This is a genomic window from Nonomuraea terrae (genome assembly GCF_004348995.1).
GTDB lineage: Bacteria > Actinomycetota > Actinomycetes > Streptosporangiales > Streptosporangiaceae > Nonomuraea > Nonomuraea terrae.
In genome coordinates, this window is record NZ_SMKQ01000223.1 from 1 (window position 1) to 14,224 (window position 14,224).

11 protein-coding genes are annotated in these 14,224 nt (G+C 69.4%); 4 read left to right on the forward strand and 7 right to left on the reverse strand.

From position 1 onward, the window contains the following. Nucleotides 1–137 precede the first annotated feature (137 nt). Together E1286_RS39970 and E1286_RS39975 are read left to right on the forward strand one after the other, a co-directional pair. Nucleotides 138–1,061, forward strand: coding sequence for an inorganic phosphate transporter (locus E1286_RS39970; RefSeq protein WP_132621368.1), 924 nt, complete (start codon nt 138–140; stop codon nt 1,059–1,061). After that, nucleotides 1,058–1,690, forward strand: a complete 633-nt coding sequence (locus E1286_RS39975) for a DUF47 domain-containing protein (RefSeq protein ID WP_132621370.1) — start codon at nt 1,058–1,060, stop codon at nt 1,688–1,690. The genes E1286_RS39970 and E1286_RS39975 overlap by 4 nt, the downstream gene beginning before the upstream one ends. Before the next feature lie 7 nt (nt 1,691–1,697). On the opposite strand, the gene E1286_RS39980 is transcribed toward E1286_RS39975, so the two are convergent. Further along, nucleotides 1,698–2,522, reverse strand: a complete 825-nt coding sequence (locus tag E1286_RS39980; RefSeq protein WP_132621372.1) for a hypothetical protein — start codon at nt 2,520–2,522, stop codon at nt 1,698–1,700. Between the two features lie 76 nt (nt 2,523–2,598). After that, on the reverse strand, nt 2,599–3,735 hold the full coding sequence (locus tag E1286_RS39985; protein ID WP_132621374.1) for a hypothetical protein: 1,137 nt from the start codon (nt 3,733–3,735) through the stop codon (nt 2,599–2,601). Nucleotides 3,736–4,050: 315 nt separating this feature from the next. Between E1286_RS39985 and E1286_RS39990 the strand changes: the two genes are divergently transcribed. Both E1286_RS39990 and E1286_RS39995 read left to right on the forward strand, forming a co-directional pair. Then, nucleotides 4,051–4,359, forward strand: coding sequence for a hypothetical protein (locus tag E1286_RS39990; RefSeq protein WP_132621376.1), 309 nt, complete (start codon nt 4,051–4,053; stop codon nt 4,357–4,359). Continuing rightward, the gene (locus tag E1286_RS39995; protein WP_132621378.1) at nt 4,359–6,308 is read left to right on the forward strand and encodes a hypothetical protein; all 1,950 of its coding nucleotides are present in this window, start codon (nt 4,359–4,361) and stop codon (nt 6,306–6,308) included. The genes E1286_RS39990 and E1286_RS39995 overlap by 1 nt, the downstream gene beginning before the upstream one ends. A gap of 12 nt (nt 6,309–6,320) precedes the next feature. Here E1286_RS39995 and E1286_RS40000 read toward each other — a convergent pair whose 3' ends face one another. The 5 genes from E1286_RS40000 to E1286_RS40020 all read right to left on the reverse strand — a co-directional run bounded on the left by E1286_RS40000 (nt 6,321) and on the right by E1286_RS40020 (nt 14,025). Then, nucleotides 6,321–6,800, reverse strand: coding sequence for a hypothetical protein (locus E1286_RS40000; RefSeq protein WP_132621380.1), 480 nt, complete (start codon nt 6,798–6,800; stop codon nt 6,321–6,323). A gap of 212 nt (nt 6,801–7,012) precedes the next feature. Further along, nucleotides 7,013–7,423: a VOC family protein gene (locus E1286_RS40005; RefSeq protein WP_132621382.1), complete on the reverse strand. Its 411-nt coding sequence runs from the start codon at nt 7,421–7,423 to the stop codon at nt 7,013–7,015. 35 nt (nt 7,424–7,458) lie between these two features. Then, nucleotides 7,459–9,594, reverse strand: a complete 2,136-nt coding sequence (locus tag E1286_RS40010; protein ID WP_132621384.1) for a hypothetical protein — start codon at nt 9,592–9,594, stop codon at nt 7,459–7,461. 229 nt (nt 9,595–9,823) lie between these two features. Then, nucleotides 9,824–13,210: an NACHT and WD40 repeat domain-containing protein gene (locus E1286_RS40015; protein WP_165970127.1), complete on the reverse strand. Its 3,387-nt coding sequence runs from the start codon at nt 13,208–13,210 to the stop codon at nt 9,824–9,826. Nucleotides 13,211–13,326: 116 nt separating this feature from the next. Beyond that, complete coding sequence (locus tag E1286_RS40020; RefSeq protein ID WP_246075568.1) at nt 13,327–14,025, reverse strand: hypothetical protein; 699 nt, start codon at nt 14,023–14,025, stop codon at nt 13,327–13,329. Nucleotides 14,026–14,224 lie beyond the last annotated feature (199 nt).

Sequence of the window (14,224 nt, forward strand, 5' to 3'; positions counted from 1 at the left end):
GGCCGACATGTGCCTCAACCCGCCTGAGGTGGCGCTGTCCACGTTCGGCGAGGAGAGCATCGCGCTCGGCGGAGTGCGGATGGCGCTCGACCACGTGGAACACGAACGGCTCGACCTGTGACCACCCGGCGGCGCGCGTGATCGTGGAGGTCGCGGTGGCGGCGGCGTTCGCCGTCGTCGCGGGGGTGAACGACGGCGGTGCGCTGCTGGCCACCGGACACAAGCTGCCGACCGTGCGGCCCGCGCTCGGCCTCGCCGCCCTGGTCGCGGCCAACGCGCTCGTGCCGCTGCTCACGCACGAGGTCGCGGGCACGTTCGTACGGCGGCTCGCCGGCCCAGCCGACCCGGGCACGACGACCGTCGCGGTGATCGCCGCCCTGGCCGTCGTGCTCACGCTCACCCATCACGGCCGGCCGACCAGCCTCACCCTGGCGGTCGTCGGCGCGCTGGCCGGAGCGGCGCTCGGCCGCGGGACGCCCGTCGACCCGGGCGCGCTCGCCCTGGTGCTGGCCGTCGGCCTGGCCGCGCCGTTCGCGGGCGCGCTCGCCGCGCCGGCGGTGTCACGGCTGCTCACCCTCGTGACCACCGGACGTGGGCTGCGCCACTGGCACTGGGCCGGGTTCGGGCTGCAGTGCCTGGCCTACGCCGCCAACGACGGTCAGAAGATGCTCGCCGTCTTCACGCTGGCCCTGGGCGTGCAGGGTGCGCCGCCGGCGGTGACACTGCCGGCCGCCGTCCTTTTCGGCGCGGGAGCGTTGTACGGCATGCCGCGCGCCGGCCGTACGCTGGCCCGCGAGATCATCGCCTCCCGTCCGCTGCACAACGTGGCCGCCGAGCTGGGCTCGGGCGTCACGGTGGTCGGCTGCGCGGCCGCCGGGATGCCGGTGAGCATGACGCAGTCGGTGGCGGGCGGCCTGATCGGCACGGGCCTGGCGGGCGGCGGCGGACGGGTGCGCTGGCACGCCGCCGTACGCATCGCGCTCGCCTGGCTGTTGACGCTGCCCGCCAGCGCGGCCGTGGCCGGCGCGGCGACCTTCGCCCTCACCGCGGCGGCGCCATGAGACGGCTGGGCCGCCTCCGCGACCTGCTGGCCGGGCGGATGGACAGCGCGCTCACCGCCGCCCTGATGGCCCAGCTCGGGGCGGCCAAGGAGGGCGCCTGGCTGGCGATGGCGATGCTCGGCGGCGAGCTGGACCGCACGGGCGCGCACGAGCGGATGCGCGCGATCGAGCACCTCGGTGACCGCGAGCGCGCACGGCTGGTCGAGGAGCTGCGGCACGCGCTGGTCACGCCGATCGACCGTGAGGACCTGTTCCGGCTGTCCCGCGCGATCGACGACGTCCTCGACGCGCTGCGCGACTTCGTGCGGGAGTCGCACCTGTACGGCCTGCCGCGGCAGGCCCGCTTCATCCCGCTGCTCGACCAGGTGATCGCGGGCATCGAGGCGCTGGAGGACGCGGTACGCGACCTGGCCGCCCGCCCGTCGGCCGCCGTGCAGGACGCCCTGGTCGCCAAGAAGGCCGGCGGCGCGGTGCGCAGGATGTACCAGTACGAGCTCGCCCGGATCCTCTCCGGCGACCTCACCGCGGCGGCGTTGAAGGAACGCGAGCTCGCGGGCCGCCTGCGCACCGCCGGTCAGGCCATCGCCCACGCCGCCGACGCGACGGCGGACGGGGCGATGAAACGCTGAGCCTGCGTTACTGCCAGATCGCGGCGTACGTGCCGTTCTCGGCGTTGACCTGCACGGGGGCCAGGCCCTTGGACTTCAGGGCGTCGAAGCGCTTCTGGTAGCCGGAGCCGTTCATGCCGACGTAGTGCGCCCACGACTGGACGCCGTCCTTGCGCCACACGGCGGTGTACGTGCCATCAGGCGCCACGGCGATCGTGACCGGCCGGAAGCCCTTCTCCTTCCTGGCGTAGAACTCGGCCTCGTGCTGCTGCCGCGACTTGCCGTAGGTGTAGTACCAGGCGCCGCCGGTGTTGGCGCTCCAGACGGCCGCGTACCGGATGTCGCCCGGGGTGCCGTACGCGTCCACGGAGGTCAGCGCGAGCCCCTGGTCGGCGGCCTTCTCGGTGGCGGCGGCGAATGCGGACGCGGTGAGGCCGAACTTCGAGACGAACTTGCTGCTCTTCTTCTCGAAGACGGCGGCGAACACCGGCGAGCTCGCCGGCCCGGTGGCCGAGACGGAGACCGGCTGCAGGCCGTTCTTCAGCTCGGCGTCGAACCGCTTCTGGAACCCGCTCGCCGACATGCCCTGCCACATGCCCCACGCGGCGGACGAACCGTCCTTGACCCACACAGCGGCGTACCGCTGCCCGTCGGAGACGTTCACCGTGATCGGCCGGTAGCCCTGGTCCCTGAGCTGGTGGAAACGCTTGACGCTGTCGGCCGCGCTGACGCCGTGGTAGGCGACCCAGGCCGACGCGGCCTGCGCACCGGCCGCGGGCGCCGTCACCGCCATCGGGACGGCGACCCCGGCCAGCACGGAGGCAACGGTCGCGATCTTCGCGGTGGCCCTCATGACCCTCCCTTTACCTAAACTTGAGGATTGAGGGACGACCTTAACAAGATTTATGACCGACCGCTAAGGCTTCGGATCACCCCTTCACGAACGGCGTCGGCGTCTGGCCGGTCCAGCGGTAGAGCTCGGCGACGCCGGTGTGCTTGGAGACCCCGTCCTCGGTCACCCTCCCGGCCTTGGCGACGTAGTAGCGGCCGTCGCCGAGCGAGACCAGGCCGTACTCGCCGGTGAACTCCCAGCCCCTGACGCCGGTGGCCGCGTCCTCCAACCCGCCGGGGGCCAGGGTGAGGAGCTCGCCCTGCTCGGGCTCCGGCTGGCCGGCGATCTCGCCCGTCCTGGGCTTCTCACCGCTTTCCACCATGAAGAAGGAGTAGTTGGGGAACTGCGGCTTGACACCCCGGTAGACGGCCATCATCCAGTTTCCGGTGTGCTCGTCGAACTCGAGGTTCTGCACGCCGTACGTGGTGTTGCCGGTGTAGGCGAAGTACTTGCCGTCCACGTGCTCGGGGCCGCTCTTGTGCGGGTCGCTCTCGGTGAGCGGCCGCTCGTACTTCTTCCACTGCTGGACGTCGTACTGCAGGAGGACCTGGTGGTCGTTGTCCTGCCGGTTCACGTTGGAGTAGATGCCGTACGCGACGGTCAGCTTCTGCTTGCCGTGCCGCTTGCCGAACTCGGGGCCGAAGGCCACGCCGTCGATGCCGCTGCAGCCGTAACGGTGGTCGGGGGTGTTGCCGACGTTGCCGTCGAACCTGCCGTCCCCGTTCATGTCGGCGACGTAGTCGTCCACGACCTCCTTGAGGTAGACCGTGCTGACGACGTCGCTGGTCTGGGCGTCCATGTTCATACTGGTGATGCGGTCGACGTCGAAGATCGCGATGTAGAACGACTCCTGCTCCTTGTACTCCAGGGAGCCGTACACGCGGCCGTCCTGGGAGTTGAAGTCCAGGTCGCCCAGGTGGCCGGTGAAGCCCGTCACCGAGCCGACCGGGTTGCCCCGCAGGTCCGTCTTGACCAGGACGTTGGTGAAGGAGAAGTACATGTAGCCGTTGCGCCGGTCGATGGCCATGCCCTGGACGTGCCCCTCGGACCAGGCGCCACCGTCGATCTGCGCGGGGAGGTCCCGGGGGCGGTCGGCGGGGGTGGCGGAGACCGACGACCCGAACAGGCCGAGGGAGGCGGTGGCGGCGAGGGTGAGCGTCAGGATCTTTCGCATGAGGCAATGCCCTTCCATTACGGATCTACCAAAACCCGACGCTATCCCGATCACCCGCTCATGTCTGACATAGCGCTGAACTTGCCGTTAACTAGCGACCAACACCCATCTAAGCGCGGTCGCGCCCCTGCTGCGGCGGCAGCGCCCGGGACGAGGCGTGCAACGTCGGCAAGCGCCCGTCGCTCCGGACGCGTGGCATTCCGGCAAGACGCACAGCGCGGCCCGAAATAGCGATTCCGCAATTCACTTGCCGCCATTGTTGGGCCGGTCTACCGTTCCATTCGGTATTCCCATGACCAAGCCCGGAGATCTTCCATGGTTGAGCCGATGGTGTCCAATCCGCAGTATGCGCGGTTGAAGGAGCTGCTCGACCGGACGGGCGAGGCGGTCCGGCAAATCCGGCAGGCCTACCTTCCCGCCGTCCACGCCATGCACGACGGCAAGGTGTGGACCGGCCCGACGGCCCGGGACTGGACCGCCGACCTCGATCGACGGCAACGCCGGCTGCTGCAGCTGGCCCAGCGTGCCATTACCGCCGTCGAGCAGGAGCTTCAGCGCCACCCCCGTGAGGTGACCGCGGCCGAGGCCGACCAGATCCGCCGACGGCTCGCCGGACGACTCTGATGACGAAGCCGGCCGGTGAGTTCTGCGGCATCGACCCCGCCGCGATGGAGGCCATGTCCAGCACACTGCGGGACGGCGCCGACAAACTGGCCGCGTTCCACCAGGAATTCGATCAGCGATTCCGGGCGAACGACATCGACACATCACCGTTGCGCGAAATACTGGAAATTTCCCAGTGGGGAAAAAGCCAGATCTCGATGCTCGCGTATCGCGTCGAAACAATCCGGAAACTGAGCAAGGGCGTGAACACTCCGCTCCTCACCCTCCCCGATCAGCTGGACGCCTTCGACGACGCCCGCGGCCTCGCCTCCATGTACGGAGAGGGCATCCTCACCAACTTCACCGGCGACGTCCGGGCCCGGCTCATTCACGAGCACGCCGACGAGGTCGCCGCGCTCGCCGACAATCCACATGCGGCCGCCGCCTTCTTCGCCACGCTGCCACCGGCGGTCCGCGACGCCTTGCCGTCTCTCATCGCCGCGTCCGGCAGCAAGACGGCAAAGGAGGATCTCGCTGCTTTCAGCAAGGCGCTGGGCGCGGCCCTGCGCGCACCCAGCGGGGTTCCGGCCTTCGAGCAGGTCAGGAAGGACCTGGTGCAGCCTGCCGCTCGCGACGTCGCCTGGAACCGTCTCGTTCTCCTCGCAGGAGCCGACGCGCCATCCGACCTCCGCAGTCAGGCCGCACGCGCACTGGTCCTCGACGACTTCGTCCGCGATCCGAATCAGGATTTCCGGGCCGCCTCCATGTCCACGGCCATCACCTTCGGCCGTTCGTCGGACCTGGTGGCGGTGGCGATGGACGTGCTCGACGGCGACGGGTCCGCGGCGCGCCACGCCTTCGACCACATGGGTGGCGCTCAATCCTCGGCCACCCGCCAGGACAAGATGAAGCTCTTCGTCACGTACGCCGCGAACTTCGGCACCGGGGACGAGGTCGCCGGCGCCTTCGGCCGGGCACTGGCGTCAGGCGCCGAGGCCACGGCGGAGCGGCCGGGCGGCCATTCCGCTGAGGCGGCCGCGTTCGCGTATGACGCCATCGTCGCGGTCGGCGGATTCGGTGAGAAGGCGCCTCTGACTGCCCAGGGGTCCATGGCGCTGATCGCGAAGTCGTACACGCACGAACTCGTCTCGGGCACCAGACTCGACAAAGCCATCTATCGCGAGTCGAGCATGAGTCGCCCGTCCGCTTGGTCCGACATACCGGGCATGACACCGGCTTTCTACCTGAGCCCTGGGGACACGTACCACTTCCTGCGGACCTTCACCGGCAACGAACGGCTCACCGATGACTTCGACGCCGCCATGGCCGGTTTCTTCCACGACACCCTGGTAGACGCGGCCCGGCTCGACGCCCGGCACGGCACCCAGCATTTCGAGGACGCCGCACAGGTCTTCGGCGATTTCGCCGGCATCGAGTTCAAGGCGGCTTCGGAGGTCCGGGGCCAACTCGACGCGACGGACGCGCTCATTCGGACGTACATGAAGAACACCGCAGGCTTGGTCGTGGACAAGCTTCCCGTCGCCGAAGCGGCGGAACTCGCGCAGCGGGCAGCGTGGGACATCACCAAGGCCTACGGCGTCAGCACCGTGCTCGACGGCTGGGCCGACAGCTTCAAGACCCGGGTCGAGGAGCTCAACGGCGAACGCATCGACCTGTCCCGACATCAGAGATACGAGATGGCCCGACTCCTGCAGGAAGCCGGCTTCCCCTCGGTGCCGGTCCCCAAAGAACTCCTCGACACGACCGGCAAGATCATGACGTACGACGCGATCGTCAAGCAGGCCGGCAAAGAGGCAGGGGGCGGCGACAGTGCCGAGACCCTTCGCGAGAAACTCACCGTCTACGAGCGCTGGATGGACCAGAGCAGCGCCCTCGATCAGAAGGCGGAAATGTCTTCCCGTCTTGCCACCAGCGAGCAGGCCCGCAATGTGATCGAGGACTGGGACTGACGCATCATCCGCTCACCGTGGCAGGCAGGTCGTCTCCGCGCGCAGCCGCCACGTCGGAGATTCCGGACGCACTTCCACGGTCATGGCCAGACCGGCTTCCTCCTTCGTGGCCCTGATGACCCGCCCGGTCGGGGTGTCCACTTGCTGGGGGTCGGATTGCACGTCATACCCGAAGCCGAGGTCCGGCTGGGCCAGCGTGGTCTCCATGACGCGCTGGGCCAGGTCCAGGCGGCTGTCGACGCTCCCGGAAGAAGGCTCCGCATCGGCCGTCGCCGCCAAGACCCTCTTGAACCGCCCTTCACCGCACGGAATGTCTTTGTCCGGCCGTTCGAGAATGCGCAGTTGCGAAGCCGGCTTCGCAAGCAGCCGATCGGATTCCAGAGTGCGGGTGTCTTTCTGGAGTTCGGCCACCGCCTGGTCCAAAGTGGGGCCGGCAGAGCATGACATCACGGCGAGTACGAATGCAGCGGCGAGCACATGTCGGGCGCGCATGCCGTCCCTCCCCTGGCTGGATCTCGACGATGGCGTCCACCGAATCCTCACCCAACAGTGGTTCGGCAACCACCCGTTCACCATTTTGGGTGTGGGAGAAGAAACGCGGCTCAAGATTCCTTTCCACACGTCTCCACGTGGGACAGGCGTCCCTGTTTCATGTCGCTCACGCACGCCGTCGTCGTGGTCTTGGAGGCGGCTTCCTGCCTGACTCAGAGCTTCCTGGCCACGAGCTCGACCTCGAATCCGTCCCCGTCCTCCAGGTAGGCGGCGTAGTGCTGGTCGCCGCCCGCGTACGGGTGGCGGTCGGGGAAGAGCAGCGTCCAGCCGTACGCGGAAGCCTCCTTGACCAGGGCGTCCACCTCTTCGCGGGGGCCCGCGTGGAACGCCAGGTGGTTCAGACCCGGGCGGCGGCGCTCGTGCCGGTCGGCGCTGAGCGCCGGCGACTGCTCCAACACGATGTACGTCTCCCCCAGCCGCCAGCTGCGCCCGTCGCTCCACTCCTGGTAGAGCGTGTAACCGAGTGCCCCCAGCAACCACTCCCAACTACCGACGGCGCGGGGCAGGTCGGGAACCCAGATCTCGACATGGTGCAACGCACCGCGGAAGCTCTCGTGTGCCATGGCGGGACCCTACGCCGTTCGCCGCGGGAGCCAGGTCATCTCTTCCACGATCTTGGGACCGCCGTCAGCTCTGCCAGGACGGTGACGAGTTGGCGGCGTTCCTCCTCGTCCTGCCGAACCTGGTGGCCGTAGGTGCCGATCCCGCCTATCGCGGCGTCGCCGTACGCCAGTTCCCGCAGCTCCGGCAGGAGCGGAGCGGCGTCAGGGCCGAGCTCGCACAGCGCCTCCACCAACCAGTTCCCGGCTCCCATCCGCGGGACCCGGCGCCGTACGGCGTCGACGAGCGGCGCGCCCTCGCCGGTCACGCGCCGGATCGCCAGCGCCACGTCGGCGTGGTCATGACGGTCGTCGAGCAGCTGCCGCAGCCGCGGTACGAGGTCGGCGGCGTGCGGCCCGATCAGACCGGCGAGTTCGGCTGCCTGCGCCACACGCCTGCCGCTGTCGAGCGCACCCGCGGCGGCAAGGAGCGGCGCATGGGCGTCGCCGGCCTCCAGCAGCAGGCGGCCGGCATCGATCCTGGCCTGGACATCGGACGCGTCGTCTCCTCGGTCGACCGTGGCGAGATCGCGCAGCGCGGGAAGCAGATCGTCCAGCGGCAGCCCGTGCCGCAGCGCCGCCCGCGCCGCGAGCACGGGTTCGCCGCCGGAGGCCTCGGCGACGCAGAAGGCTAACCGGGCGACGTCCCCGGTGACAGCGACGAGGGCCTGAGCGCATTCAAGGCGATGCCGCCAGGACACCTCCGCATCATCGCGGGCCCGGGTAAGCGCGGGCACCGCCGCCAAGGCCGCCGGGCCGATCGCGGCGATCGCCGAAACGGCCCACCAGCCCTCGTACGGGACGAGACGGATCAGTTCCGGCACCGCGTCGGCAGCGTCTGGACCCCAGTGGCGCAGCAGCCGGGTCAGGGCGCTCAGCTCGTTGCTCCATCGGTTCCTGGCGAGCAGTTCGTCGTACCCGCCGCCCTGCTCCTGCCACTCGAGAGGCGACGCCGCGAGCCGTCGCCGCACCACCGCGAGCAACGCGGGGTCGACGGCCACGTCGCTGTCGACGAGCAGCCCCACGAGGTGGGGGACGATCCCGCCCGAGACGAGCGCGGCCATGAACGGCTCACGCCAGCGCGGGTCGTCGAGCACGACCAAAATCTCCAACGCCGCCGCGAACAGCCGGCCCTCGGACGAGTTCGCGTCCTCGACGGCGGCGGGCGGCGGGTCGGCGACGTAGGCCGCCAGAGCGTCGGCCGCCGCCGGAGCCGCCCAGGGCACGTCACAGATGGCCCGGGCGGCGGCGACACGTACGCCGAGGTCAGGGTGGTGGACACCAGCGGCGAGCAGCGGCGCGCACTCCGCGCGGGCGGAACGCGACCGCGTGCACCGCTCGTATGCCGCGTCGACCGCCTTCTCCGCGGCTTCTGGCGTTCCCCGCTCCAGCAGCGTGCGGCAGAGCTCGGCGAACGCGGCGCTGTCGCTGCGCGCGACGACCTCGCCGAACGGGTCGTCCGACCAGATCCAGTTCGTCAGCGGGGAGCCGTCCAGCCAGCAGTCGAGGACCACCTCCGAGGCTGCGTCCGGCCACGGCAGCCCGGCGTGCACGATCGCCCACAGCGCGCCGGCCCGGGCAGCGGCCGGCTTGCCCGGCGCCAGCTCCTCGGCCAGCCAGCCGGCGCTGCCCGACGGGTCGAGACGGCCGGCGGCGGCCAGCAGGCCCGCCACCACGCGCGGCGACCGCTCACGCCGCCGCCGCGCCCGCAGCGCCGGCACGACCTCGGCCGCGCACTCCCGCGGCAGATTGCCCAGTAGGTGGGTGGCGAGATGACGGAGCTCGGCATCCGCGTCGTCCAGCAGCGGCAGCAGCCGGCCGGCCTCGTGGGCCAGGGCCGCCTCCACGTCAGCGAGCACCTCGGGGCCGGCGTCCCCGGTCGAGGCGATCGCCCCGAGCAGCCCCACGAACGCCGCCCGCCTGGGCGTGCCGGGGTCGGCGGCGAACCCGGCCAGGTAGGGCACCGCGTGCGGCGTCGCCGGGTACAGCGTGCCCTGGTGGTAAATGCTGCTGAACAGGTGCTCGATGGCCTCCGCGGCCCGCTCCGGGTCCTCGCCGACGGCGTCCCGTAACGCCTGCGGTATGTCTCCCGCGGAGCCGTACGCGTGCTTCAGGGCGGCCCAGTCGAGGGTCATCCGGCTCGCTCCTTCCCCGCATGATCAGCTGCCGCAGCCTAGCCCCTGGCCGAGCACCGTCGGGTCGCCGGCCAGCGCTCCGGCGATCTCCGGCGCTGGTCGCCGTACGACAGGCGGCTCGCCGGGGCGGCCGATCGATTCCGGAAAGCGTAAAATACGGATACGCCCGGAGACGCTGATCATTTCTCCGGGCGCGTACGACGCACCTTGGGGCTCCCCGGGGCTCGGACTACAGGGCGCTCAGGTCCCAGACGCGCACCGTCCCGTCGTCGCCTCCGGTGACGGCGATGGCCTTGCCGTTCAGCTTCCCCATCGCCACCGCGTTCACCGCGCCGAGGTGGCCCTCCAGCGGCTTGCCCACCGGCTCACCAGTGGCCAGATCCCACACCCGCACCGTCCCGTCGTCGCCGCCAGTGAGGGCGACGGTCTTCCCGTTCAGTTCTCCCATCGCCACCGCGTTCACCGCGCCGAGGTGGCCCTCCAGCGGCTTGCCCACCGGCTCACCCTTGGCCAGATCCCACACCCACACCATCCCGTCGGAGCGGCCGCTGACGGCGACGGTCCTCCCGCTCAGTTCTCCCATCGCCACCGCGTTCACCGCCACCCCATTTACCGCGTCGGTGCGCCCCCCGGTCAACGGTTGGCGCACCGGCTCGCCCGTGGCCAGATCCCGCACCCACACCACCCCGTCGGGGCCGCTGGTGACGGCAACGGTCCTCCCGTCCAGCTCTCCCACCGCCCCGAGGTACACCGCACTGGTGTGGCCGGTCAGCGGTTGACGCACCAGTTCCCCCGTGGCCAGATCCCACACCGTTCCGTAGCCGTTGTCGGTGACGGCGACGGTCCTCCCGTCCTTTCCCACCGCCACCGCCCATACCAGGCCATCGTGGTTGATCAGCGGTCTGCCCAACGGCTTCCCCGTGGCCAGATCCCACACCCGCGCCCCATCGTCGATTTCGGTGACCGCGACGATTTTCCCGCTCAACTCTCCCAACGCCACCCTGTACACCATGTCCTTGTGGCCGATCAGCGGTCGGCGCGCCGGCTCACCTGTGGTCAGGTCCCACACCCGCGTCCCGTCGTCACCTCCGGTGACGGCGACGGTCTTCCCGTCCAGCTCTCCCACCGCGACCGCGTTCACCTCTCCGACGTGGCCCATCAATGTGGCTTGCGACCGATCGTCCGGGAGGCTGCCGATAGTGGATCTGGCGACGACGGCGATGAGGACGGCCACGATCGCGGTCAGGACGACACCGCGGTGTTTCACCGCGTGGAACACGTTCCCTTTCGGCGTGCTGGGCGACTCGGGCTGCTGCGTGGCCAGCCATTCCTGCAGGCGGATGTGCCGGAATTGATACGTCCCTCCTGACTCACGGAGCAGCTCTTGCTCCCGCGCATCCGAGAGGAACGCCATGAGACGCCAAGGCAGGAGTCCGCGCCCCGCCAGCATGTGCCGTGCCAGCAAGAACCTCGGCCAGGCGCGTGTCAGCAGAATCAGGAGGGCGAAGACCGTCCCGGGCAGAAGCACGACCCACCCGAGCAGAACAGGGAGGCTTTCATCGCCGAAAAGCATCGCGCTGTGCACCGCGATGGTGTCGCCCAGGCCCCCGACTCCCTGGAACCACCCGTCGCGAGGCCATCGGGTGACGGCTGTCTGGGTCATGGCCGCGACCACCTTGCCGGCGATCAGAGCGGGGAGCATCCCTATGCCCAGTACCGTCCCCGCGGCCAGCGCCCCCACGAGGGACGAACGGCGATCCTGACGGATGAAGCGGAGCGGACTGGCTTGAGCCGAGCGTCTCGGCGGAGCGTCGAGCCAGTTGTGGACCGCCATCGCGAGGCCGACCGTCACCGCGAGGGCCCCGCCCATCAGGGCCAGCGCCCAATAGTCCTGTAAATCCGTGAGGGCCCAGCCCTCCGAACTGGTGGATATGGCCACTGCGCCCAGCACGGGCAAGACGAGCATCGCGGTCACGGCGAGGCCGGTGGTGAACCCGCGAAGCAGCCGGTCCATCGATCCGCGCACTCTCAGCGACAAGCGGCCTGGAGCGCGGTCGGCGCCGGCGGACCACGTCATCATGGCCAGAATCGCGAAACCGGCCCCTGTTCCGGTACCGACGGCGAGCGCGTCGAAAAAGTCGGTGCGCACGTCACGCGTGCCGATTTCAGGTGTGCCCGGAACACCGGCGACTTCGACGAAGTCCTGGGGCCCCAAAAAGAACGTCCACAGGAACGCCGCGACCATCAAGATCGCCCCGATGGCGAGCCCGATCAGCGGAGCGGCCCACGGCGACAGCAGTCGCCGGCTCAGCAGCCACCAGGCCAGGTCGCGCTCCCGATGCTGGTGGAGATATTTGGCCAGGAACGTCAGCCAACCGCGCGCCTTGGCCGCCGGCCACTTGCTGACGGATCCCGGAACGATCTGGCCCGAAGGCAGCTTGTCCGGGGCGTAGGCCGCGTCGATCACCCGATCGAGCAGGTAGTCCTCGACCGCGTGCCGGGAGTCGAAGCGTACGGGATCCAGCAGTTCGGCCGGCGAGCCGCCGAGGCGCTGGTAGACGCGGCGCGCCATCGACACCATGAGCGGGGTGGACAGCGCCATGGCCAACGGGGTGTCCGGCTCGGCGCGCAGATGGTCGTACACCGGGCGCCAGTCCGTGCCGTCCGGCCAGTCCACCGCCTCCAGATAGGCGATGATCTCCGTGCTCGTCACCGCGGCCACCTCGATGACCGGAGCCCGGCGAAGAGGCTGTCCACCGCCGTCGATCACGTCCTGGTACTCGGCCGACCGGCACGTGACGACCACCGCGCGGTCCTGCCCGATCGCCTGGTTGATCGACCGTACGGCGCTCCGGCGGGCCGACTCGGGAATCTCGTCCAGCCCGTCGAGGATCGGCAGGAGCAGCCCGCGGTCGTACAGGAGTTGGGGGATCTCCCTGCGGCCGTTGTAGTAGGAGGTGGCCAGGCTGTGCACGATCCATGCGTCCATCGAGTCGGCCACTGGATCCCAGGAGGAGGCGGTCAGCAGCACAGGCACCGGGCCGCCGTCGGCACGGACTTCGCTGTCCAGCAGGCCGAGGGTCAGCAGCACCGCCAACACGGTCTTGCCCGAACCCGGCTCTCCCAGGACGAGCAGCCGTCCGCTGTGGATCGCCCGATAGTCGGTGGCCAGCCGGCGGGTCACCGTGTCGAACTCTCCTTCCAGCCGGCCTTCCAGGCGAAGCTTGACCACCCGTCCGACCTGCTGCCCCGTGATGAGCTCGAAATCGTCGCTGACGTCGCGTTCGGTGGCGGCCCAGGACAGGGGCAGCACGCCCGGGTCGCGGAGTTTGCGAGCCTTGGTCTCCTCCAGCCACTGGGCCTGGACGGTGGCGGCCAGGTCGTCTGCCAGTGCGTTCGGTTTCAGCGGCTCTGAAGGCTCTACGCGCAGAGTGCCCGCCAGTGTGATCGTCAGGGCCGCGAGACCCACGAACATGCTGATCACGCTGGCGCGTGCGTCGTTTGCCGAAGGGTCGGAATTGGCCATCCACACCGCCAATGCCACGAACCCTGCTACTAAAAGAAGAAGCAAGCCATTACGGACAAATCGTCGTCTTGATCGGGAACGGCTGGGCACACGAAGAATCGTAAGTCTCCCAGTGGCTCGGGACGCATTTTTGAGCATAAAGCTCAACGAGTCGCCCTAAAGCGGGTGTTTGTGACGATTCCCATGGTTTGTTCTGTCACGGAAACTCAACCGGCGACAGATGGGTACCGCGCTGTTGCGAGATCTTCGGCGAGATCCGCCAGAAGAAGGTGGGGGTTGAGCGCGGTGACCACCGCCTGCGTCAGCGGGCGAAGCGCGTGGACGTGCCGCACCGCGTCGAGGCCCACCGCGACGTCGAAGTAGTCCTCGGCGTACCGCTGGAACGCCTCCGGCCTCGGGTCGACGAGCCGCTCGAACAAGTACGCCGCTCCGTCGGGATCGCTCACGCCATCGGGATAGTCGATCTCCCCCACGCTCCAGCGATCGTCACCGCTCTGACGCCACAAACAGGCGGTCACGATGGGCATGCCGCCATCGTCGCAGAACGCGGGCTCCTCCACGCAAGGACGGAAGACCTCGGGAACGGAGTCGACCACCCCTGTCCACGGCCTGTCATGACCGTACGGGCTCATCACAGATTCATGGGCGAAGCCGCGAATGTACGCGCCCGCCACGGAGAAGACGATGGCGTACTCATCCCCCGAGCCGTTGCGCATCGAGGCCATCTCCCCCGGCCCCCAGCTCGTGTCGTAGGAGTGAAAGCGGCTTGACCACTCGGGGCTCAGGATGGCGTCGAGCACGGCCATGGACCGGCACAGGTCGCGCAGCACCGGGATGTCAGGCAACAGCCGGGCTGCTTCATGAGCAGTCATGCCGACATCCAAGCGGACACCACTGACATCCACAGCGCCCCCGCTTCCCGCGGAAGCCGTCGAACGAGCCGGAGCCCAACACGAACCAGTACGCCGCACTGAACCGCGCCGGGTTTCGTGGAGACTCGGCTACTTGGTTTCTGCCGCGGTCGCTGCGGCTTGTTGGTGACGGTAGTGGATCGCTTCGTACTCTGCGGGTGGGATGTCGCCGCAGGCGGTGTGCAGCCGGCGA